Annotated in this window: 20 protein-coding genes; 4 read left to right on the plus strand and 16 right to left on the minus strand. The window is 60.7% G+C overall.

Annotated elements, in window-relative coordinates:
- Positions 1-3 precede the first annotated feature (3 nt).
- Genes NIBR502773_RS17285 through ubiE form a run of 6 tightly spaced genes read right to left on the minus strand, consistent with a single transcriptional unit; the run spans position 4 to position 4,072 of the window.
- Positions 4-282, minus strand: a complete 279-nt coding sequence (locus NIBR502773_RS17285; protein WP_003171180.1) for a twin-arginine translocase TatA/TatE family subunit — start codon at positions 280-282, stop codon at positions 4-6.
- 26 nt (positions 283-308) lie between these two features.
- The gene (locus NIBR502773_RS17290) at positions 309-641 is read right to left on the minus strand and encodes a phosphoribosyl-ATP diphosphatase (RefSeq protein ID WP_027605032.1); all 333 of its coding nucleotides are present in this window, start codon (positions 639-641) and stop codon (positions 309-311) included.
- Positions 642-643: 2 nt separating this feature from the next.
- The gene (gene hisI, locus NIBR502773_RS17295) at positions 644-1,036 is read right to left on the minus strand and encodes a phosphoribosyl-AMP cyclohydrolase (protein ID WP_012721796.1); all 393 of its coding nucleotides are present in this window, start codon (positions 1,034-1,036) and stop codon (positions 644-646) included.
- 41 nt (positions 1,037-1,077) lie between these two features.
- Positions 1,078-2,682: a ubiquinone biosynthesis regulatory protein kinase UbiB gene (ubiB, locus tag NIBR502773_RS17300; protein WP_027605031.1), complete on the minus strand. Its 1,605-nt coding sequence runs from the start codon at positions 2,680-2,682 to the stop codon at positions 1,078-1,080.
- The gene (locus tag NIBR502773_RS17305; protein WP_141156528.1) at positions 2,679-3,302 is read right to left on the minus strand and encodes an SCP2 domain-containing protein; all 624 of its coding nucleotides are present in this window, start codon (positions 3,300-3,302) and stop codon (positions 2,679-2,681) included. Before NIBR502773_RS17305 ends, ubiB begins: the two co-directional genes overlap by 4 nt.
- A complete protein-coding gene (gene ubiE / locus NIBR502773_RS17310; RefSeq protein WP_003171186.1) occupies positions 3,302-4,072 on the minus strand; it encodes a bifunctional demethylmenaquinone methyltransferase/2-methoxy-6-polyprenyl-1,4-benzoquinol methylase UbiE in 771 nt (256 codons plus the stop codon). The genes NIBR502773_RS17305 and ubiE overlap by 1 nt, the downstream gene beginning before the upstream one ends.
- A 144-nt stretch (positions 4,073-4,216) precedes the next feature.
- Here ubiE and NIBR502773_RS17315 point away from each other — a divergent pair, with 144 nt between their 5' ends.
- The 3 genes from NIBR502773_RS17315 (at position 4,217) to NIBR502773_RS17325 (ending at position 6,001) form a co-directional block, all read left to right on the plus strand.
- Positions 4,217-4,492 (plus strand): polyhydroxyalkanoic acid system family protein, encoded by a 276-nt coding sequence (locus tag NIBR502773_RS17315; protein ID WP_027605029.1) that lies wholly within the window; start codon positions 4,217-4,219, stop codon positions 4,490-4,492.
- A 105-nt stretch (positions 4,493-4,597) separates the two neighbouring features.
- Complete coding sequence (locus tag NIBR502773_RS17320) at positions 4,598-5,020, plus strand: phasin family protein (protein ID WP_065940773.1); 423 nt, start codon at positions 4,598-4,600, stop codon at positions 5,018-5,020.
- A 12-nt stretch (positions 5,021-5,032) separates the two neighbouring features.
- Positions 5,033-6,001 carry a phasin family protein gene (locus NIBR502773_RS17325; RefSeq protein WP_141156529.1) on the plus strand — a complete coding sequence of 323 codons (969 nt, stop codon included), beginning with the start codon at positions 5,033-5,035 and terminating at the stop codon, positions 5,999-6,001.
- 68 nt (positions 6,002-6,069) lie between these two features.
- Here NIBR502773_RS17325 and NIBR502773_RS17330 read toward each other — a convergent pair whose 3' ends face one another.
- The 6 genes from NIBR502773_RS17330 to NIBR502773_RS17355 form a co-directional block, all read right to left on the minus strand.
- Positions 6,070-6,600 (minus strand): fimbrial protein, encoded by a 531-nt coding sequence (locus NIBR502773_RS17330; protein ID WP_141156530.1) that lies wholly within the window; start codon positions 6,598-6,600, stop codon positions 6,070-6,072.
- An 18-nt stretch (positions 6,601-6,618) separates the two neighbouring features.
- Positions 6,619-7,638, minus strand: a complete 1,020-nt coding sequence (locus NIBR502773_RS17335; RefSeq protein WP_306669963.1) for a fimbrial protein — start codon at positions 7,636-7,638, stop codon at positions 6,619-6,621.
- Entirely contained in the window at positions 7,625-10,201 is a 2,577-nt protein-coding gene (locus NIBR502773_RS17340; protein WP_141156531.1) for a fimbria/pilus outer membrane usher protein, read from the minus strand. The genes NIBR502773_RS17335 and NIBR502773_RS17340 overlap by 14 nt, the downstream gene beginning before the upstream one ends.
- Positions 10,202-10,324: 123 nt before the next feature.
- A complete protein-coding gene (locus NIBR502773_RS17345) occupies positions 10,325-11,092 on the minus strand; it encodes a molecular chaperone (protein ID WP_141156532.1) in 768 nt (255 codons plus the stop codon).
- Between the two features lies 1 nt (position 11,093).
- The gene (locus tag NIBR502773_RS17350) at positions 11,094-11,879 is read right to left on the minus strand and encodes a molecular chaperone (protein ID WP_141156533.1); all 786 of its coding nucleotides are present in this window, start codon (positions 11,877-11,879) and stop codon (positions 11,094-11,096) included.
- A gap of 10 nt (positions 11,880-11,889) precedes the next feature.
- Positions 11,890-12,468, minus strand: coding sequence for a fimbrial protein (locus tag NIBR502773_RS17355; RefSeq protein WP_141156534.1), 579 nt, complete (start codon positions 12,466-12,468; stop codon positions 11,890-11,892).
- Positions 12,469-12,822: 354 nt separating this feature from the next.
- Between NIBR502773_RS17355 and NIBR502773_RS17360 the strand changes: the two genes are divergently transcribed.
- A complete protein-coding gene (locus NIBR502773_RS17360) occupies positions 12,823-13,485 on the plus strand; it encodes a response regulator transcription factor (RefSeq protein ID WP_141156535.1) in 663 nt (220 codons plus the stop codon).
- Here the strand turns inward: NIBR502773_RS17360 and NIBR502773_RS17365 are convergent, their stop codons facing one another.
- From NIBR502773_RS17365 to phaC (NIBR502773_RS17380), 4 genes are all read right to left on the minus strand, one after another.
- Positions 13,486-14,106, minus strand: coding sequence for a TetR/AcrR family transcriptional regulator (locus tag NIBR502773_RS17365; protein WP_141156536.1), 621 nt, complete (start codon positions 14,104-14,106; stop codon positions 13,486-13,488).
- A gap of 27 nt (positions 14,107-14,133) precedes the next feature.
- Positions 14,134-15,816, minus strand: coding sequence for a class II poly(R)-hydroxyalkanoic acid synthase (gene phaC, locus NIBR502773_RS17370; RefSeq protein ID WP_027605019.1), 1,683 nt, complete (start codon positions 15,814-15,816; stop codon positions 14,134-14,136).
- Positions 15,817-15,904: 88 nt separating this feature from the next.
- Positions 15,905-16,750 carry a poly(3-hydroxyalkanoate) depolymerase gene (phaZ, locus tag NIBR502773_RS17375; protein ID WP_027605018.1) on the minus strand — a complete coding sequence of 282 codons (846 nt, stop codon included), beginning with the start codon at positions 16,748-16,750 and terminating at the stop codon, positions 15,905-15,907.
- Positions 16,751-16,887: 137 nt separating this feature from the next.
- Complete coding sequence (gene phaC, locus NIBR502773_RS17380; protein WP_027605017.1) at positions 16,888-18,567, minus strand: class II poly(R)-hydroxyalkanoic acid synthase; 1,680 nt, start codon at positions 18,565-18,567, stop codon at positions 16,888-16,890.
- Positions 18,568-18,691: the final 124 nt, after the last annotated feature.

Consider the following 18,691-nt stretch of genomic DNA (forward strand, 5'->3'; position numbering starts at 1 on the left):
TGCTCACGAGTCTTTGCGGGTCGGCTCTTCGACTTTTTCAGCCTGCACGTCGAAGGTACGACGCTCGGTGATCGGCTGGGTGGCCTGGGGGTGTACAGGCTGGGCCGGTGGCACCGGGTTGGCGGCCGGGTCGGCAGGCTTCTCATCGTCGTTCATGGCTTTACGGAAGCCCTTGATCGACTCGCCCACGTCGGTGCCGAGGTTTTTGAGTTTCTTGGTGCCGAATACCAGTACCACCACCACCAGAATGACGATCCAGTGTTTCCAGTCAAAAATGCCCATGCTGCAAATCCTCTAGTAAAAGTTATTCAAGCGGACGGGCGCGAGGCCTTTTCGGCGTGCCCGGACAAGCCGAAGCGACGGTCCAGTTCATCCAGCACGGCCTGTGGATGCTGCCCCAGTTGGGCGAGCATGACCAGGCTATGGAACCACAAGTCGGCGGTCTCATAGATGACATCGCTGCAATCGCCGCTGATTTGTGCGTCCTTGGCGGCGATGATGGTCTCGATGGACTCTTCGCCGAGTTTTTCCAGGATCTTGTTCAGGCCCTTGTGGTACAGGCTGGCGACGTAGGAGCTGTCGGCGTCCGCACCTTTGCGGTCCTCCAGCACCTGGGCCACACGGTTGAGGGTATCGCTCATGGTCAGTGTCCTGCCGAGTAGATGGCGTGCGGGTCTTTGAGCACCGGCTCCACGACCTTCCATTCGCCGTTCTCGAACACGCGATAGAAGCAGCTGTGGCGGCCGGTGTGGCAGGCGATGTCGCCGATCTGCTCGACCTTCAGGATCACCACGTCGGCGTCGCAGTCGATGCGCATCTCGTGCAGGGTTTGCACGTGCCCGGACTCTTCGCCCTTGCGCCACAGTTTGCCACGGGAACGTGACCAGTAAATGGCGCGCTGCTCAGTGGCGGTGAGGCTCAGGGCCTCGCGGTTCATCCAGGCCATCATCAGCACGCGCCCGGTCTTGTAGTCCTGGGCAATGGCCGGCACCAGGCCGTCACTGTCCCACTTGATCTCGTCCAGCCAGTCTTTCATCTTCGGCTCCGGCAATTTGCGACAGTGTATAACCGGATTGGCTATCGACGCACGATCAGATAAACACCCACGGCGACCATGATGCCGGCCGGCCAGTGGCCCAGTTGGTTCAGCGGCCCGCCAATGGCCAGCATCACGCCACCGACCAGGTGCGCGGCCCCCAGCAGGCGCAGGAACCAGTCGTCCTTGCGCTTCTGCCAGGGCGGTGCGGGGTCTTTGGCATGGGGCTGGGACATGCGCTCCAGCAGGTCGCGGGTCATGTTGGCCAGGTGCGGCAGCTGTTCGAACTGGCTGTGCAGGTTGCCCAGCAGGGTTTTCGGGCTGACCCGCTCGCGCATCCAGCGTTCCAGGAACGGCTGGGCGGTGTTCCACAGGTCGAGGTCCGGGTACAGCTGACGGCCCAGGCCTTCGATGTTGAGCAGGGTTTTTTGCAGCAGCACCAGTTGCGGCTGCACTTCCATATTGAAGCGCCGCGCGGTCTGGAACAGGCGCATCAGCACCTGGCCGAAGGAGATATCTTTCAGTGGCTTTTCAAAGATCGGCTCGCATACGGTGCGGATCGCCGCTTCGAATTCATTGAGCTTGGTTTCCGCCGGCACCCAGCCCGAATCGATGTGCAACTGCGCCACGCGGCGGTAGTCGCGCTTGAAGAAGGCGAACAGGTTGCGCGCCAGGTAGTCCTGGTCTTCCGGGGTCAGGCTGCCGACGATGCCGCAGTCGATCGCAATGTACTGCGGGCTCCACGGGTTGACGGTGCTGACGAAGATATTGCCGGGGTGCATGTCGGCGTGGAAGAAACTGTCGCGGAACACCTGGGTGAAGAAAATCTCCACACCGCGCTCGGCAAGCATCTTCATGTCGGTGCGCTGGTCGGCCAGGGTCGCGAGGTCGGTGACCTGCACGCCGTAGATGCGCTCCATCACCAGCACTTTCGGGCGGCACCAGTCCCAGTACACCTGCGGCACGTACAGCAGCGGCGAACCTTCGAAGTTGCGCTTGAGCTGGCTGGCGTTGGCTGCTTCGCGCAGCAGGTCGAGTTCGTCGTAGATGGTTTTTTCGTAGTCGGCGACCACGTCCACCGGGTGCAGCAGGCGCGCATCGGCAGAGAAACGTTCGGCTGCGCGGGCCAGGATAAACAGCCACGCCAGGTCCTGGCCGATGATCGGCTTGAGGCCCGGGCGGATCACCTTCACCACCACTTCTTCGCCGCTCTTCAACTGCGCGGCGTGCACTTGCGCCACCGAGGCCGAGGCCAGCGGTTCGACGTCGAAGCGGCTGAACACCTCGCTGATCTTCTTGCCCAGTTGCTCTTCGATCAGCTTCATCGACTGCTGGGAGTCGAACGGCGGTACGCGATCCTGCAGCAGCATCAGTTCGTCGGCGATGTCTTCGGGCAGCAGGTCGCGGCGCGTGGAGAGGATCTGCCCGAACTTGATAAAGATCGGTCCCAGGTCCTGCAGCGCCAGGCGCAGGCGCGCGCCTCGGCTCAACTCCAGCTGTTTGCGCGGGAACCAGCGCCACGGCAGCACATAGCGCACCGCCAGCAGGAACCATGGCAAGGGCAGGGCGAACAGCAGGTCATCGAGGCGGTAGCGGATTACGACGCGCTGGATACGGAACAAACGGCGGACGGCGAGCAGCTTCATGCGTTATCGCTTGGATCAAGGGAACGGCTCAGGCGCTCGAAGCGGGCCTCGAGGCGTTCCAGGTCGATTTTGGCCTTGTCGAGTTCACGAAAGCGCGCTTGCGCTTCGCGTTCTCCGACCAGGGTGCGCGATTCTTCGCTCAGGTATTCGGCAAGGTTCTGGTTGAGACTGGCGAACCCCTGCTGGTACCAGCGCGTACGACTGCGCAGGTGCCCGCTGATCAGTTGGGTGGCGACGGGGCCGATCCAGCGTGACAGCTCGTATTCCCAGTCCAGCTCCAGGTCCTGCAGCACGGCGGCCAGGTCCATCAGGACCGCACTGTCGCCTTCCAGGTGCACGTCGGGGCCGTGGAGGATGGCGGTCTTGTTGCGGCTCAGCGCCAGGTGCAACAGGCTGGAGGCCGGTGCACGCAGGGTGCAGTCGGCTTCGGCGGCCCATTGAGTGGCGAGCAGCAGGCCTTCATCGCTGGGCAGGATAAACAGCTGCAGGGCGGGGCTGGTGCAGTCCACGGCGATGACCTTGCCGTTCAAGTGCGCCAGCCGTGCCAGGGCGGTGCTGTCCAGGCGCAGTACACGGTTGATACCGTGTTCGACGCTGGCGAGAAGGCCTTTGAGCAGCATCAGGGCTTGATGCCACGGTGCAGGGCGACAATGCCCGAGGTCATGTTGTGGTAGGTCACGCGGTCGAAACCGGCCTCTACCATCATCGACTTCAGGGTTTCCTGGTCGGGGTGCATGCGGATCGATTCGGCCAGGTAGCGGTAGCTTTCGGCGTCATTGGTGATCAGCTTGCCCATCAACGGCATGAAGGCGAAGGAGTAGGTGTCGTAGACCTTGGACATCAGCGCGTTGGTCGGCTTGGAGAACTCCAGTACCAACAGGCGGCCACCCGGCTTGAGGACGCGCAGCATCGAGCGGATCGCGTCTTCCTTGTGGGTCACGTTGCGCAGGCCGAAGGCGATGGTCACGCAGTCGAAATGGTTGTCGGGGAACGGCAGCTTTTCAGCGTCGGCCTGGACGAATTCGATATTGCCGGCCACGCCCTTGTCGAGCAGGCGATCACGGCCGACCTTGAGCATCGAGCCGTTGATATCCGCCAGCACCACCTGGCCGGTAGGGCCGACGAGCTTGGAGAACTTGGCCGCCAGGTCACCCGTACCGCCGGCGATATCCAGCACACGGTTGCCGGTGCGTACACCCGACAGCTCGATGGTGAAGCGTTTCCACAGGCGGTGCATGCCGCCGGAGAGCACGTCGTTCATCAGGTCGTACTTGGCCGCCACGGAGTGGAACACCTCAGCGACTTTTTCCGCCTTCTGGCTTTCCGGGACGTTCTTGAAACCGAAGTGAGTGGTGGGTTCGGCATCGCTGCCTTTGCGCTGATCAGTCATATCGCTGTCACCAAAAGAGAATGCAGGACATGATAATCCCCAAGGCCTGCTTTGTCTTGGCAAGGCTGCAGGTAAGATAGGCACGCACCGAGACCTTTTGCCGCATTCAAGGTATTCAAATCCCTATAAAGAGGAGTCATCGTAATGGCCCGTATAACCGTTGAGCGTGCACATTCCCTGGGTAAAGAAGGGGCACGCGCAAAGGCCGAGAAGTTGGCGCATAAACTCCAGGAGCAATATGGCCTGGAGCCCTCGTGGTCCGGCGATACCTTGAACCTCAAGCGTTCGGGGGTTAAAGGCACCGTGTTGGTGGCGGATGATTCGCTGCGCATTGATGTGGAACTGGGCCTGTTGATGTCGGCCATGAGTGGCACTATCAAGTCCGAAATCGAGAAAGCCCTGGATAAAGCCTTGGCCTGATCCGCGAGTACTTAGGGTGCCGATTCTAATTTTCCAGCCTACTTTGTGCCCAGGTCCTCAACTCCTGCGGGCCGTTCCTCCCCCCCTTTCTGCGTGAGGTGCACCATGGCCAAAGTTATCCTGAAGAAAAAAATCGATGCTCAGACCGGCGCGTTGAGTGACGTTAAAACCTATGCCCGCAAGATCTGGTTGGCGGGTCTTGGTGCCTACGCGAAGGTCGGCAGCGAGGGCGGCGACTACTTCAAAGAGCTGGTAAAAGCCGGTCAACATGTTGAAAGTAAAGGCAAAAAAGTTGCGGTGGAACAACTTGATGCGGCCAACAGTCAGATTGATCAAGTAAAGAGTAATGTCTCCGCGGTCAAAGGTCTGGTAGAAGTTCAGCTGGATAAAGTTGAAAAAGCTTTTGATACTCGCGTTGCCAGTGCCTTGAATCGAATTGGCATTGCGTCTAAACATGACGTGGAGACACTCTCTGCTAAGCTCGAAGAGCTGACGGCATTGCTCGAACGTGTCGCGCGTAAACACTAAGGAGACATCGGGATGGCTGTTAAAAAGACTACTCAGAAAGAAGGCAGCTCGTGGGTCGGGAAAGTTGAAGAGTATTCCCGCAAGATCTGGCTGGCTGGTTTAGGCGTTTACTCGAAGATCGACAGTGACGGCAGTAAACTCTTCGAGACCTTGGTTAAAGACGGCGAGAAAGCCGAGAAGTTGACCAAGAGCGCAGTGGGTAAACAAGTAGGTGCTGCCAAAGCGACTGCCGGTTCGCGCATCAGTGATGCGAAGAAACAGGTATTGGGTACTTGGGGCGAACTCGAAGGGGCTCTGGACAAGCGCCTCAACAGTGCTATTTCGCGCCTGGGCGTGCCGAGTAAAGCTGAGCTGAAGACCCTGCACAGCAAGGTCGATACCCTGACAAAGCAAATCGAAAAACTGACCGGTGCCAAAGTGGCTCCAGTGAAAGCGGCTGCCGCTAAACCGGCTGCCAAGCCTGCTGCAAAAACGGCCGCTGCCAAACCGGCGGCTAAAACGGCTGCCAAACCTCTGGTGAAAGCTGCCGCCAAGCCAGCTGCCAAACCTGCGGCCAAGGCTGCTGCAAAAGCAGTCGCTAAACCGGCTGCCAAAACCGCAGCGGCCAAACCGGCTGCCAAGGCCACCGCTAAACCCGTGGCTGCGAAAGCCGCTGCCAAACCTGCGGCCAAGCCAGCAGCCAAACCGGCCGCTAAGCCCGCAGCCAAAACCGCAGCCGCCAAATCCGCGGCCAAGCCTGCCGCTGCTAAACCTGCAGCCAAGCCTGCTGCCGCGAAACCGGTGGCCAAGCCAGCCGCCAAACCTGCTGCGGCGAAGAAGCCAGCTGCAGCGAAAAAACCGGCAGCGCCTAAGCCTGCTGTTGCCGCCAAGCCGGCAACCACCGCACCGTCTGCTTCGACAGCCAACTCGGTGTCGGCACCCACGCCTGCTGCCGCCCCGACTGCAACGCCGGTCACCCCGACGCCAACCAGTCAGTCCTGATTTTTCCGGGACACAAAAAATGCCCCACCTGCGAAGGTGGGGCATTTTTTTTGTGCGTTGTCAGTGCCTCAGTTGTAGGTGATCGAGACAGTCACCGCGCTGGCAAGGGTTCCTTGGGTGATCGCTACGCCGGTTTTGTGATAGGCCGCCGTGAGTGGTATCACGGCCTTCTTGCCTTTTGTTGCAATCGTACGGCTGCGCTGCTCGACCGTGCCGTTCGCAGGGATGGCGTAAGCCTTGGCCGCGCGGTGTGATAACGCCAGGGCCGTCCCTTTCGACGTTCCGGTATTGGAGAACAACAAGGGGTTCGCCTCTGCGGGTGTGCCCCCGAACTGGAAAACCACCTTGCGTATATCCGAGTCGCATTCGGCAGAAATCTCAAAATCAAGCGAGCCTGCCGTGGAGGTCGCATCGAAGTCCGAAATCTTGATGGCCGGCAGGGCGAGGCTGCGGTTCAGGTCACCTGCGGCCAGGTCGCAGGTACCGGCGTTGACTTGGCCGGTAAAGTTTAAAGTGCCGGTGGTATCGGCGTGCACAGCAGGCAGGGAGGCCAGGCTCGCAGTCATTGTCAGCAGCAGGGCGCGCGTTCGGATCTTCATCAAAGAGTGCTCAGGGTTTCAGTTGTAGGTAATGGTGACGGTGGCGGTACTGGCGAGCGTGCCCTGGCTGACCGTGCCGTTCAGGTGGTACGCCGCGCCAAGCGGCAAGACTGCACGGTTGCCGGAAACCGGTACCGTGCGGCTATTCTCGGTGCCATTGGCGAGAATGTTCTGGACGCCCCCATCGAGGCGTGAGTAAAGCCATAAGGCCACTCCGCCAGCGGTGCCGGTATTGGCGAACAGCCGGTCATTGCCTGGTGCGGGGGTGCCAGAAAAACTGAAGGTGACGTTGGAGGCGTTGGTGCACTGCGCCGACAGCTCAAATTCGCGGGCGCCGACGGTGGTGGAGTGTTCGAATGCGCCGACTTGCACCGGATCGAGGGAGATCGTGCGGTTGGCGTCGCCGGCTGCCAGGTCGCAGGTGGCGGCGGGCCTGACAAAGCGCACTGCGTTGCCGAGCCTCAGGGTAAAACTCTCCGGGCGGTTATCCAGTCTCTGTACCCAAATGTCTCCGGCAGGCACTGTCCCGTCTGTTACAGGCCCGGCTTTATAAAACCTCAACTCCGCGGCCATGAAGCTGGTGAGGGGGCCACTGAATGTGCGTTGTTGGCTATGCATGCCAAAGAAAGGGTAAAACGCGCCGGAATGCCGGATGCGCATGTGTACGCCCACACCCGGAACTTCGGTCTCGTAGTACTTTGCGTGGGACCTTGCGCGGTAGCGTCCGGTAATCGTTAATAAAGTGTTGCTGCAGTACATAGTGAAATAGGGGGCCGTGCCAGTGAACTCCTTAATGACAATTTCAGACTCCACCGGGAGGCTGTCCGGTACGACGATTGTGGAAGGAAGGGTGAGTGTGAATGTGTCGTTCTGATACCTGTCACACGCCGCTTGAGCCGCGATTGGCGAGCCAAGGATCAGCACTGTTGATATGAGTTGTATGGCGCGTTTCATCTTCAGTCCCGCAAAAGAAGTAGGGCGTTTGCAGGCAAGCAGTGCAATGGCATTACTCGCCTGCGCCGGATCAACTGCTTGCATTGCTCTCGCTCGAGGGTGTCATGCGCTGTGCTGTATCGGGCCGGCAGGTGCCTGCGTCCAGATTGAGTAAGCGCTGGGTGCCGGCAGTGTTCGACTGTGTAGCCAAGTCGTAATGCAACTGACATGCGGCACCGGCATGGGGACCCCACTTGATCGTCAATGGCCCCTGTGTACGGGGCACGCGCACAAAAGCCTGACCGCCCTGCCCGACCACTCCGACGCTTGCGCCGTCCTCATCGAACACATCCGCACCGAACGGCAACGGGCTGCCATCCTCGCGCAGTGCCGTGATCAACAAGGCCTGGCCGCTGGTCGTCTCGAACTGCAGTTTCACCACTGCACCGGCGCGCGGCGCCACGTTCCGGGCAGCGGTCTTGAGCTCCACATCGGTGGACAGATCCTTCGGGTCCAGTTCCACGATGTTCTGGCGGTAAGGGGTGAGGTGCGGCACCACGGCAAAGCCGCCTTTGCCGATTTGCGCGCTGTGATTGCCATTGATGCGCGCGCCTTGGGCGTCAGGCGCCTGGACGATGCCGATGGTATCGCCGAGTTCTGGGGCGAGGGTCACACCGTCTGCGTGGGCGACAATGCCTCCGGCCATGCCAAGCGATGTGGAACGGTAAGTGCTGCTCTGGCCATGGCTGGCGGACAGTACGCCATGGCGGGTGTGGTATCTCATGTCGGCGCTGGTGGCGTTGCTGCTACCCTGGGTCCGGTTGGCACTGACGCTGTAACTGAACTGATTGTGCTCACCCAGGCCTCCGCCCAGGCTGGCGCGCTCGCCGCTGCCTTGATCGCCGCCATAGGCGGTGGTGGTCAATGTCGGCGAATGGGCGTGGCTGCCCAGTGGCAGGCTCAAGGTGAGCTCCAGTTGCTTGTCCCCGTGCTCACTGCGCAGATCACGGCTGCGCTGTGCGCTCAGCAGATAGTGGAGGCCTCGCCACGTGCCGCTGTACCCGGCGGTAAAGGTCAGGTTGCCATGGGTGCGGTTCCAATAGTGCTGCGAAGAACCGGTCAGGTACACCGAACCGTTGCCCAGGCTCTGGTTGAGGCTGATGTCCATTCTGTTGCGCAGCCGCGACAGGTTATCGGGGTTCAGTCCGTCGATGGCCAGGTCGCGAATGCGTGCGGCATCAGCCACATTCAGGAAACCTTCGGTGGAGTAGCGGTACGCCCCGAGGGCAAAGTGGGTGCCGGTGTCCGTGAAGTTCTTGCTGTAGCGCAGTTGTACGCTTTGCCCCTGGCGTGAACCATGCCCCGGCAGATGCGCGCTCGAATGCGTCAGGTCGCACGACAACGCACCTACTGAGGTATTGAACGCCGTACCCAGCAACTGCGATTGGTAGTCGTCGCCGAGCGTCGCGCCGGTGTACCCCGTGAGGAGATTGCTCAGGCCATGCTGATAAGTGGCCTGCACCAGCGCGGGCGGATGGTGCAGGCCCACTTCATCCAGCTGGCCGACGCTCAATGCATAGCGGCTGTGGCCGGGACGCAAGAGGTTGGCGTTGGCGGCGAACGGTACGATGAACTCACGCTGGCGGCCGTCGGCCTCGGTGATGGTGACGCTCAGGTCGCCCCCATACCCGGTGGGAAACAGGTCGTTGAGGACAAACGGGCCGGGTGCTACAGACACTTCGTCCAATAACACGCCGCGTTGGCGCACGCTGACCCGCGCGTTGGTCTCGGCAACGCCACGCACTACCGGTGCAAATCCGCTCAATGAGTCGGGCAGCATCCGATCGTCGCTGGACAGGCTGGCACCCCGCAGGCGCACGCTATCGAACAGTTCGCCTGGCGTGTAGATTTCGCCCGCCATCAGTTGGGATTGCAACGTGTCCACTTCGTGCTGCACATAGGTGGCGCTGCTTTGATAGCTCGAGGCAGCCTCTGAATGGCTGTAGCTGCCGCTATGCCGCCAGTGCCAATCGCCCAGATTGAGCCCAGTGTTCAGGCCCAGGTAGCTGGAGCCGAGTGCGCGCGTATCGGTCTGGGTGGCGAACGTATTAACGTTGTACCGCACAAAGGCGGCATCGATCCCGCTGTCCCAGTGCTGCGGGTCGACATAGCCCCGCGCCTTGCGCACCAGGAAAACCTGCGGCACTTGCAAATCCAGACGGTTTTCACCTGAATCGAATTGGCTGCTGGCTCCCGGCAGGTAGGTGCCGATATCCGCACAGCGCGCAAACGGCGTACGGGACGCCTGATTGGCTTCAGTGGTTTGCAGGTCAATGCCAAACCTGAGCAGCACATCACGCTCCAGGCACAACTGCGTGACCTGCTGACCTTCCACCGCAATGAACGTCAGGGTTTCACGCCCGACCCATTGGCCGTTGAGGTGGATGTCGGTGCGATAGTTGCCCGGGAGCACGACGTTGCCTTGGCTGAACCGTGCAATATCGATCTGCAGCCCGCCCCGGCCACCGGTAAAGAAAGCCGGGTTGAACTCGGCCTGCTCTGCACTATTGGCGGCCATGGCATGGGCTCCGCTTACCAACAGCATGCCACGCAGCGTCTGCTTTAAACGGGGCCGGCTTACGAGGCTGGCAGGCGTGTAAAAACTCATTTTTCGCGTTTCCATAAATGGGCTCCCCGAATGTCGGCAAAGGGCATCCCTACCCACTGAATGGGGTATCAATCGACGGTGCGTTCAATTAGGCGAAGTGGGATTGCTACAGAAGAACGGTCGTCATAGAGAGACCTCGATGCTGTGGTGGGTCTTGACCCCGAAATCGTCGAGCGTCTGGAACTCGACGGTTGCAGCGCTGCCCATCGGGGTTTTCAGGCGAGGCCACTCAAAGCGGGCGCGCCCACCGGGCGTCACCATATTCTCCGTACCCGACGCCGCCGGTTCGCGGACATGGTGCTGCCCTGCCACTTGCACTTCGATGCGCTCGAACGTCACGTGGTAAGGCGTCGGATTGAAGACTTCCAGCGCCTGGCCATGTTCGCCCGGGACAGACCGCCACTGCAGCTTCCCGGGTGCTTCCTCGACCTGGTAAGGCAGGTTCGATGGGCGCAAAAACACCTTGATGCGCGAGCGGAAGGCGAACTGCACCTGATCGCCCTGCTGGCCGCCCTGGGAGCGTGAGGGCACCTCCAGCACGTTGAACCAGAACAGGCTTTCCTGTGCCGTGGGCAAGGCTTCGCCGGTGTAGGCCATACGTACCACCTGTTGCTTGCCTGGCTCCATGCGGAAGATCGGTGGCGTGAGGACGAAGGGCGCTGTCGTCAGATCCGGTGTTGATTGCTCATCGCCGCTGTCCAGCCACGCCTGGATCAGCACCGGTGCCTGGTTCTTGCTGTGCAGCCTGATCGTCACTTCCTTGTCGTCCTGCGGGTAGACAATTCGGGTGCTATTGATGACCACACTCGCCTGCACGGGCAGGGTGCTCAACAGCGCAAGCACCAACGCCATGCACCGGGTCGGCAGGTGTGAGCGGGTAGCGGCCTTCATGTCATCGATCATCCTGCGGTTGAAGGGTAAGGCGGGCCGAGTGACGGACTCGGGCACCAAAGTCACTGACGGTGGTGAATTCGACCGTGGCTGCATCGACGGGGTGATGGCGCAGCAGGGGCAGCACAAACAGTTTCACGTCACCGGCCGGCATCAGCAGACTGTCGTTGGCGTCTTTGTTGGCGGCTTTACTGAACCGTTTACCGTCGTTCAGCAACTCGATCGAGGCGATGGAAATATGGTACGGCGTGGGGTTGGTGGCTTGCAGGGCGAAACCCTGTTCATGGGCCACCAGCTTCCACTGCAGTTTTTCCGGGGCGCTGTCGACGGAGTAGGGCAATGCCGGCGGGCGCACAAACACACGCAAACGGGTGCGGAACGACAATTCGATCTGGTTGTTGTGTGCAGCGTCAGCGGCAAGCGGTGGTACTTCCAATACGTTCAACCAAAACAGGCTTTCACGGTCGGCCGGCAAGGCGCCTGCGCCATAGCGCAGGCGCAAAGCCTGTTGCTGGTGCGGCTCAATGCGGAAGATCGGTGGCGAGAGAATGAACGGTGTGTGGGCCGTTACCGGTGTCGAATGCCGGTCGCCCGTGTCCAGCCAGGTTTGCACCAGCGCCGGAAGCGGCCCCTTGTTCTCCAGGCGCACCACGACTTCCTGCTGCTGCATGGGGTAGATCACACGTGTGCCATGGATGATCACGCCTGCGCGGGCAGGAAGCGGCAACAGCCAGAGCCACGCGCAAGCCGCGGTGGCAACCAACATCAGGCAGGCGATTCTTTTCATCTGGATTGCCTTACTCGGCGTACTCGATCAAAAAGCCCACACGGGTGTTGACCTTGCCTTCGGTGGCAGGGCCACTGGCATACATTTGCGCCGCGAGTGGGATCACGGCCTGGTTGTCGACGATCACCGCGCCGGCCGATTTCTCGGTGTAGACGTTGATCGGCGTGCCATCGCGTTGAGTCACTTCCACCTGTACGTTCTTGGCGGCGCTGGTGTCGGACGGGTCATCGTAGCCGTCGATGTTCAAGCGCCCGGTCGCCACATCAATGGCCGGGCTGGTTGGATCGAACGCGACCATGGCGGTACGCCCGTTGCTGCAGCTGCCTTCACCCGGCGCGCCGATACGGATGGTGAAGCCCGTCGGGTTGGCACGACTGCCCGCGCTTGCCAGGCGTGCCGCCGAGACGCCTCCCAGGTTGACGTCCTTGACGACTGCGCCAGTGCCGGGGGCTGCACCTTCGACCGTGCACGTCAGGTCTGTCACAAGACCACTGAACTTGATGATGCCATCTGCTGCGTGCGCCGGTTGTGAAGCGGCGAAGGTCAAGGCCAGCGCGGCTGTAATCGTGGAGAGGGGGTTAACGTTCATGATATTTCCAGTCGTCATTCATAGGTCTTGCCCGTCGCCGATGAAGATCGCTGATCTTTCGAATGGCGGGGTGCCCTAATTTGTCGCGTTTGCCGAGTGGTATCCATAGAGAATCAGCGAGACTTATCTCGTGATCGTTCGATAAGTTAATTTAACTTTTGTAGGTGTTTTCTGTAGTACTGGGAAATATCTGTAAGTTATACCTGAAGGGTTTTTTCTTATTGAATTGTCGTATTGATCCTCGCCTGTAACTGGGTATACCGTGTATTTAACCAGAGCGATTATGGGTGTGGTGCTGTATTCACTTGTATGGGTGTAATTATGGCTACTTCAATGTCCACTACGCATACCGTCATGCTGCTGGATGATCACGAGATGGTTCGGCAGGGCATCGAGTTGGGGTTGAGCAAGGAAGCCGACCTCGCGGTGATCGGTTCCTTCGGAACCGGCAAGGAACTGCTGGAGGCTCTTACGCGGCGGCCGGCCGATGTCGTGGTGATGGACTTTAGCCTCGCGCCATCGGACAGCGATGGCCTCAGCCTGATCGAGGCGCTGCACCGGCGTTTCAGCACCTGCAGGCTCTTGATTGTGTGTTCGCACTACACGCCCGCCACTGTTTCTTTATCGTTGAAGGCGGGTTGCAGGGGGATCATGGGAAAAACCCAAAACCTGACGGAGTTGATCACGGCAATCCGAACCGTCGCCCAGGGACGGATTTACCTGCAGCTTTGCATGGTGCCTGCGCTGCAGGGTGTGCAATCCGTATTGAAGGAGGGAAAGATTAAATCGGACAGAGACTTTTCGAAGCCATTGCAGTTTAACGAATGCCTGACGCCAAAAGAGCAGGAAGTATTGCGGTGTTTTCTGGACGGCATGTCCGTGAATTCCATTGCGGCTAAGTTTTCTCGAAGTGCAAGTACGATCAGCACGCAAAAACAATCCGCCTATCGAAAGTTGGGAATCAGGAACGACAGTGAACTGTTCAAGTTTACTCACCAGTTCGGAAAACTCGGGTAGTCAGCCCTGATCGTCCAGATAACGTAGCGCCAATCGTTCCGTCGCCTGTCGCGCCGGCAACAGCAGGTGTGGTGCCACCAGCATCATGACTTGATACACCACCACCCGCACCTCGCCCTCACGGTCGAGAATGCGTTGGTAGTCCAGGGAGAACAGCAGGGTCATGGTGATCTGCTCCACCAACTGGCCCAGCGCCTGGGTGTCACTGACCAGTTGCCCGTCCGCCTTCAGACGCGCCAGCAAGGACGCGAGGGTGCGTTTGAGTGCGGTCAGCAGGTGGCGAATGCCCTTGGCCAGTTTCGGCAGGCGCCCCGCCAGGTTCGACAGGTCCTGGAACAAAAACCGGTATTGGGCCATGCGTTCGATGATCAGGTGCAGGAACAGCCAGTAATCCTGGGCCTGCAGTTGCGCGTCCGCCGGCGGGTCGAGCAGCGGCGCCAACTCGCCCTGGAAGCGCTCGAACAACCCCAGCACCAGCGGTTCCTTGCCATGGAAGTGGTAGTAGAGGTTGCCGGGGCTGATCCCCATTTCATTGGCCACCTCCATGGTCGACACGTTCGGCTCGCCCTTCTGGTTGAACAACTGCAAGGCACATTCAAGGATACGGTCGCGGGTCTTCATCCAGTCTTCTTAATCTGATCGTTGAGCTCAGCGCACTCGCACATAGGTGCCGGGCGCCGCTTCCATCGGTGGGTAGTTCTGGTTGCCCAGGGCGGTGAGGGTTTCGCGCTGTACGCCCGAGCGCTGCTGGATCCACGCCAGCCACTGCGGCCACCAACTGCCCTCGACGTGGTTGGCGTCGTAGTACCAGGCACGCGGGTCGCTGCTCAGCTTGGGATTTTCGACGTAGTTGGCCTTGGGGTTGCCCGGCGGGTTGAGGATGCTCTGGATATGCCCGCTGTTGGACAGCACGAAGCGCCGCTCGCCACCGAGCAATTGTGTGGAGCGATACACCGCGTCCCACGGCGTGATGTGGTCGTTGATCCCGGCCACGCTGAAGCTGTCCACCGTGACCTTCTGCAGGTCGATGGGGGTGCCGCACACTTCCAGGCCGCCGGGATGGCTCAGCGGGTTGTGCTTGAAGAAATCGAGCAGGTCGCCATGCAGTGCGGCGGGCAGGCGCGTGTTGTCGTTGTTCCAGTACAAAATGTCGAAAGCCGGCGGTTCCTTGCCCAGCAGGTAGTTATTGATCCAGTAGTTCCAGATCAGGTCGTTGGGACGCATCCAGGCGAACACCTTGGCCATGTCGCGGCCGTCCAGCACGCCTTGCTGGTAGGAACGACGCTTGGCGGCTTCCAGGGTTTGCTCATCGGCGAACAGCATGGCGGGGCTGTCGATCTGGCTGTCCAGCAGGCTCACCAGGTAGCTGGCGCTGGAGATACGACGCAGCTGGCGCTTGGCTTGCAAGTGGCCTTGCAGGGCTGCGATGGTCAGGCCACCGGCGCAGGCACCCATCAGGTTGACCTCGCGGGCGCCGGTGATGGCCCGGCAGACGTTGAGTGCTTCCTCCAGCGCCGCCACATAGGTGGACAGGCCCCATTCGCGGTGGCGTACATCCGGGTTGCGCCAGCTGACCATAAAGGTCTGCAGGCCGTTCTTGAGGGCGTACTGCACGAAGCTGTTGGCCGGGCTCAGGTCGAAGATGTAGTACTTGTTGATTTGCGGCGGCACGATCAGCAATGGCCTGGCGTACTGTTTTTCGCTCATGGGCTTGTACTGGATCAACTCCAGCAGCTCATTGCGAAACACCACCGAGCCTGGGGTGGTGGCCACGGTCTTGCCGACTTCGAAGGCCTGTTTGCTCACCTGGCGTGGCAGGCCGTTATTGTGCAGCAGGTCGTCGAACAGGTTGCTCACGCCGCGCACCACACTGTTGCCGCCGGAGTTGAGCAGCTCCTTGACGGCCAGCGGGTTGAGCAGGGTGTTGGAGGGCGACACGGCGTCGTTGATCAAGGCGAAGGCAAAGTGCGCGCGGGCGCGGTCGTCGTCACTCAGTGAGCTGTCATCGATCCACTGGCGGGTCTGCTTCTGCCAGCTCAAATAGGCTTGCAGGCTGCGTCGGTAGAACGGGTTGAGCGTCCAGGTCGGGTCGCTGAAGCGGCTGTCCCGTGGGTTGGGCTCGTGCACGGTCTCACCCAGCAGCACACGACCCAGCTGACCGCCCAGGGCCAGGGCGTGGCGGGCGGTATGCACCGGGTTGCGCCAGCCGTGGGCGGCAACGCTGCGCAAGGTCGACAGCAAATCCCGACCGCGCAGGCCGGTGATCGCGTTTTGTGCGTTGATGAACGCGGCAGGGGTGGGCGCCGGGTTCGTCACGGGTCTTTCTCGCATGAGCCAACACTCCTTCGTCAAGCCATCAACAGGCACGCCAATTCAGAACCATAGTCGGTTCTCGGCAAGTTGCGCGGCGGTGTGGTCCTTACACCGCTGGTCGCGGGTGAATCACGGCCCGCATGCGCTCCTCCTCGAGAAACTTCATGATGATCGGCGCCACGGCTTCAGCCCGGGTGATCAGGAACAGGTGGCCGTCATCGATGATGTGCAACTGTGCGTTGGGAATGCGCCAGGCCAGCATGCGCATGTTGACCAGCGGGATCAGCGGGTCGTCGTCCCCGGCCAGCACCAGGGTCGGCTGGCGGATCTTGTGCAGCCAGTGGATGCTGGTCCAGCCCAGCCCCGCGAACAGCTGCCAGTAGTAGCCCAGCTTGCCGGCCGAGCGCACTTTGCTCGCGTGCTCGGCCGCCAGTTTCGAATCGCGGCGGAACGAACCGCCATAAATCATCGGTGCGATGCGCACCACGTGGGACGGTTGGATGTAGCGCCGGGGGCTGGCCATCAGCCACAGCACCTTCGGCTTGCCTGGCACCATAAAGGCACCGGCCGCGGTCGCGGCCAGGATCAGCTTCTTGCAGCGCTCCGGGTAGTCGTAGGCAAACTGCTGCGCCAAGGCGCCACCCCAGGACACGCCCACCGCATTCACCTGGCCATAGTCCAGGTAGTCCAGCATGCGTGCGGTGAGCTTGGCCAGGCCGGGAAAACGATAAGGCCGGTTGGGCGTCGAGGAGCCACCCACGCCCGGCACATCGAAGGCGATCACTTCCAGGTCCGGGTCCAGGGCCTGGACGAACGGAAACACCAGCTCAAGGTTGGCGCCGATGCCATTGAAGATCAGCAGCGGCGTCAAGTGGGGCTTGCCCGGGCGTACCGCCGTGCGGATGGTCTGGCCATCCAGGTCGATGGTACGAAAGATGAACGGTTGCGGCATGCTCAAGCCCTGTGAGATGTGACGGTTGGAATGCAGGCCAACTGTGGGAGGGGGCTTGCCCCCGATTGCAATTGATCAGATGGCTGACACACGGCCATCGGGAGCAAGCCCCCTCCCACATTTGAACGCATTTCAATTCAGCGTTCGTGTACGTAAGTCCCGGGGGCTGCTTCTGCTGCGGCATAGGTCTTGTTACCCAAAGTCGTCGGTGCCTTCTTCAGCTTGCCCGCCCGTTCCGCTTGCCACGCCTGCCAATGCAACCACCACGAGTCAGTATGCTTGGTCGCATTCTCCTGCCACTCCAGTGGCTTGCCCGCCAGGCTGTCGCTGGTCTGGTAGCGCGCCTTGGGGTTGCCGGGCGGGTTGAGGATGCTCTGGATATGCCCGCTGCTGGAGAGTACGAATTCCACCTTGCCGCCAAACAGCTGTGCCGACTTGTAGCACGACTGCCAGGGCGTGATGTGGTCGTTGGTGCCGGCCAGTGAATAGATATCGGCCGTGACCTGCTTGAGGTCGATGGGCGTGCCGCACACTTCCAGGGCATTGGCGCGCACGAGTGGGTTGTTTTTGAACAGTTCGATCAGGTCGCCGTGGAAGGCCGCCGGCAAGCGCGTGGTGTCGTTGTTCCAGAACAGGATGTCGAACACCGGCGGCTCATTGCCCAGCAGGTAGTTGTTGACCCAGTAGTTCCAGATCAGGTCGTTGGGGCGCATCCAGGCGAACACCTTGGCCATGTCGCGGCCTTCCAGTACACCGGCCTGGTAGGAGTGGCGCTTGGCCGCTTCCAGGGTCTGCTCATCCACGAACAGCGCGACCTGGGTGTCCAGGGTGGTGTCCAGCACGCTCACCAGCAGGGTCAGGGCGTTGACCTTCTTCTCCCCCAGCGCCGCGTAGTGGCCCAGCAGGGCGGTGCAGGTGATACCGCCGGAGCAGGCGCCGAGCATATTCACGTCTTTGCTGCCGGTGATCGCGGTGACCACGTCGACCGCTTCCTTGAGCGCCTCGATATAGGTCGACAGGCCCCACTCGCGCTGGGCCTTGGTCGGGTTGCGCCAACTGACGATAAAGGTCTGCTGCCCGTTGCGCAGGCAGAAGCGCGCCAGGCTCTTCTCCGGGCTCAGGTCGAATACATAGAATTTGTTGATCTGCGGCGGTACCACCAGCAACGGGCGTTCGTGCACCTGTTCGGTGATCGGCTTGTACTGGATCAGCTCCAGAACGTCGTTGCGAAATACCACCGCCCCTTCGGTGATGCCCAGGGTCTTGCCCACTTCAAACGCGCCCATGTTGACCTGGCTCGGCATGCCGCCGTTGTGCACCATGTCCTTGGCCAGGTGCGACAGGCCGTCGAGCAGGCTCTTGCCGCCGGTTTCAAAGAAGCGTTTGACCGCCGCCGGGTTGGCTGCGCTGTTGGTGGGGGCCATGGCTTCGGTCATCAGGTTGATCACGAAGTGGCCGCGGCTGATGTCCTGTTCCGACAGGTTACTGTCGCCGATCCAGTCGTGCAGTTCCTTGCGCCACGCCAGGTAGGTTTGCAGGTAGCGTTTGTAGAGCGGGTTCTGGCTCCAGGCTGGGTCGTGAAAGCGACGGTCATCGCTTTCGGGTTGCAGCTGCGATTTGCCGAACATCACGTTCTTCAATTCAACGCCAAAGTGGGCGACGTGCTTGACGCTGTGCAACGGTTGCTTGATGGCTTGGGTCAGCACCATCTTGGCCGAGGCCAGTAAATCCTTTTTACGTAACGCGATGATCGGGTTGAGCCCCAGGGTGTTTTCCGAGGCCTGGCGTTTCAAGTCATCGTTGTTCTTGTTACTCATCTACGACGCTCCATTGTCCGAAAGACGAGTACCGGGTACCGCTGCGCACCAGGTTTCGATACACAACACAAGCCAGGTACTGCGACTCGGGTGACCGTTGATACCGCATCGTCAAATGCAGGGA

The organism is Pseudomonas sp. NIBRBAC000502773, from assembly GCF_006517195.1.
Taxonomy (GTDB): Bacteria; Pseudomonadota; Gammaproteobacteria; order Pseudomonadales; family Pseudomonadaceae; genus Aquipseudomonas; species Aquipseudomonas marginalis.

What these genes read in the sequence shown, in the direction of transcription:
- phaZ (WP_027605018.1), bottom strand. Translation starts at nt 16,750, where the DNA reads ATGCCGCAACCGTTCATCTTTCGTACCATCGACCTGGATGGCCAGACC.
- phaC (WP_027605017.1), bottom strand. Translation starts at nt 18,567, where the DNA reads ATGAGTAACAAGAACAACGATGACTTGAAACGCCAGGCCTCGGAAAAC.
- NIBR502773_RS17325 (WP_141156529.1), top strand. Translation starts at nt 5,033, where the DNA reads ATGGCTGTTAAAAAGACTACTCAGAAAGAAGGCAGCTCGTGGGTCGGG.
- NIBR502773_RS17360 (WP_141156535.1), top strand. Translation starts at nt 12,823, where the DNA reads ATGCTGCTGGATGATCACGAGATGGTTCGGCAGGGCATCGAGTTGGGG.
- NIBR502773_RS17315 (WP_027605029.1), top strand. Translation starts at nt 4,217, where the DNA reads ATGGCCCGTATAACCGTTGAGCGTGCACATTCCCTGGGTAAAGAAGGG.
- ubiB (WP_027605031.1), bottom strand. Translation starts at nt 2,682, where the DNA reads ATGAAGCTGCTCGCCGTCCGCCGTTTGTTCCGTATCCAGCGCGTCGTA.
- NIBR502773_RS17320 (WP_065940773.1), top strand. Translation starts at nt 4,598, where the DNA reads ATGGCCAAAGTTATCCTGAAGAAAAAAATCGATGCTCAGACCGGCGCG.
- NIBR502773_RS17290 (WP_027605032.1), bottom strand. Translation starts at nt 641, where the DNA reads ATGAGCGATACCCTCAACCGTGTGGCCCAGGTGCTGGAGGACCGCAAA.
- phaC (WP_027605019.1), bottom strand. Translation starts at nt 15,816, where the DNA reads ATGCGAGAAAGACCCGTGACGAACCCGGCGCCCACCCCTGCCGCGTTC.
- hisI (WP_012721796.1), bottom strand. Translation starts at nt 1,036, where the DNA reads ATGAAAGACTGGCTGGACGAGATCAAGTGGGACAGTGACGGCCTGGTG.
- NIBR502773_RS17330 (WP_141156530.1), bottom strand. Translation starts at nt 6,600, where the DNA reads ATGAAGATCCGAACGCGCGCCCTGCTGCTGACAATGACTGCGAGCCTG.
- NIBR502773_RS17285 (WP_003171180.1), bottom strand. Translation starts at nt 282, where the DNA reads ATGGGCATTTTTGACTGGAAACACTGGATCGTCATTCTGGTGGTGGTG.
- NIBR502773_RS17340 (WP_141156531.1), bottom strand. Translation starts at nt 10,201, where the DNA reads ATGAGTTTTTACACGCCTGCCAGCCTCGTAAGCCGGCCCCGTTTAAAG.
- NIBR502773_RS17345 (WP_141156532.1), bottom strand. Translation starts at nt 11,092, where the DNA reads ATGAAGGCCGCTACCCGCTCACACCTGCCGACCCGGTGCATGGCGTTG.
- NIBR502773_RS17350 (WP_141156533.1), bottom strand. Translation starts at nt 11,879, where the DNA reads ATGAAAAGAATCGCCTGCCTGATGTTGGTTGCCACCGCGGCTTGCGCG.
- NIBR502773_RS17305 (WP_141156528.1), bottom strand. Translation starts at nt 3,302, where the DNA reads ATGCTGCTCAAAGGCCTTCTCGCCAGCGTCGAACACGGTATCAACCGT.
- NIBR502773_RS17365 (WP_141156536.1), bottom strand. Translation starts at nt 14,106, where the DNA reads ATGAAGACCCGCGACCGTATCCTTGAATGTGCCTTGCAGTTGTTCAAC.
- NIBR502773_RS17355 (WP_141156534.1), bottom strand. Translation starts at nt 12,468, where the DNA reads ATGAACGTTAACCCCCTCTCCACGATTACAGCCGCGCTGGCCTTGACC.
- ubiE (WP_003171186.1), bottom strand. Translation starts at nt 4,072, where the DNA reads ATGACTGATCAGCGCAAAGGCAGCGATGCCGAACCCACCACTCACTTC.
- NIBR502773_RS17335 (WP_306669963.1), bottom strand. Translation starts at nt 7,638, where the DNA reads ATGCAAGCAGTTGATCCGGCGCAGGCGAGTAATGCCATTGCACTGCTT.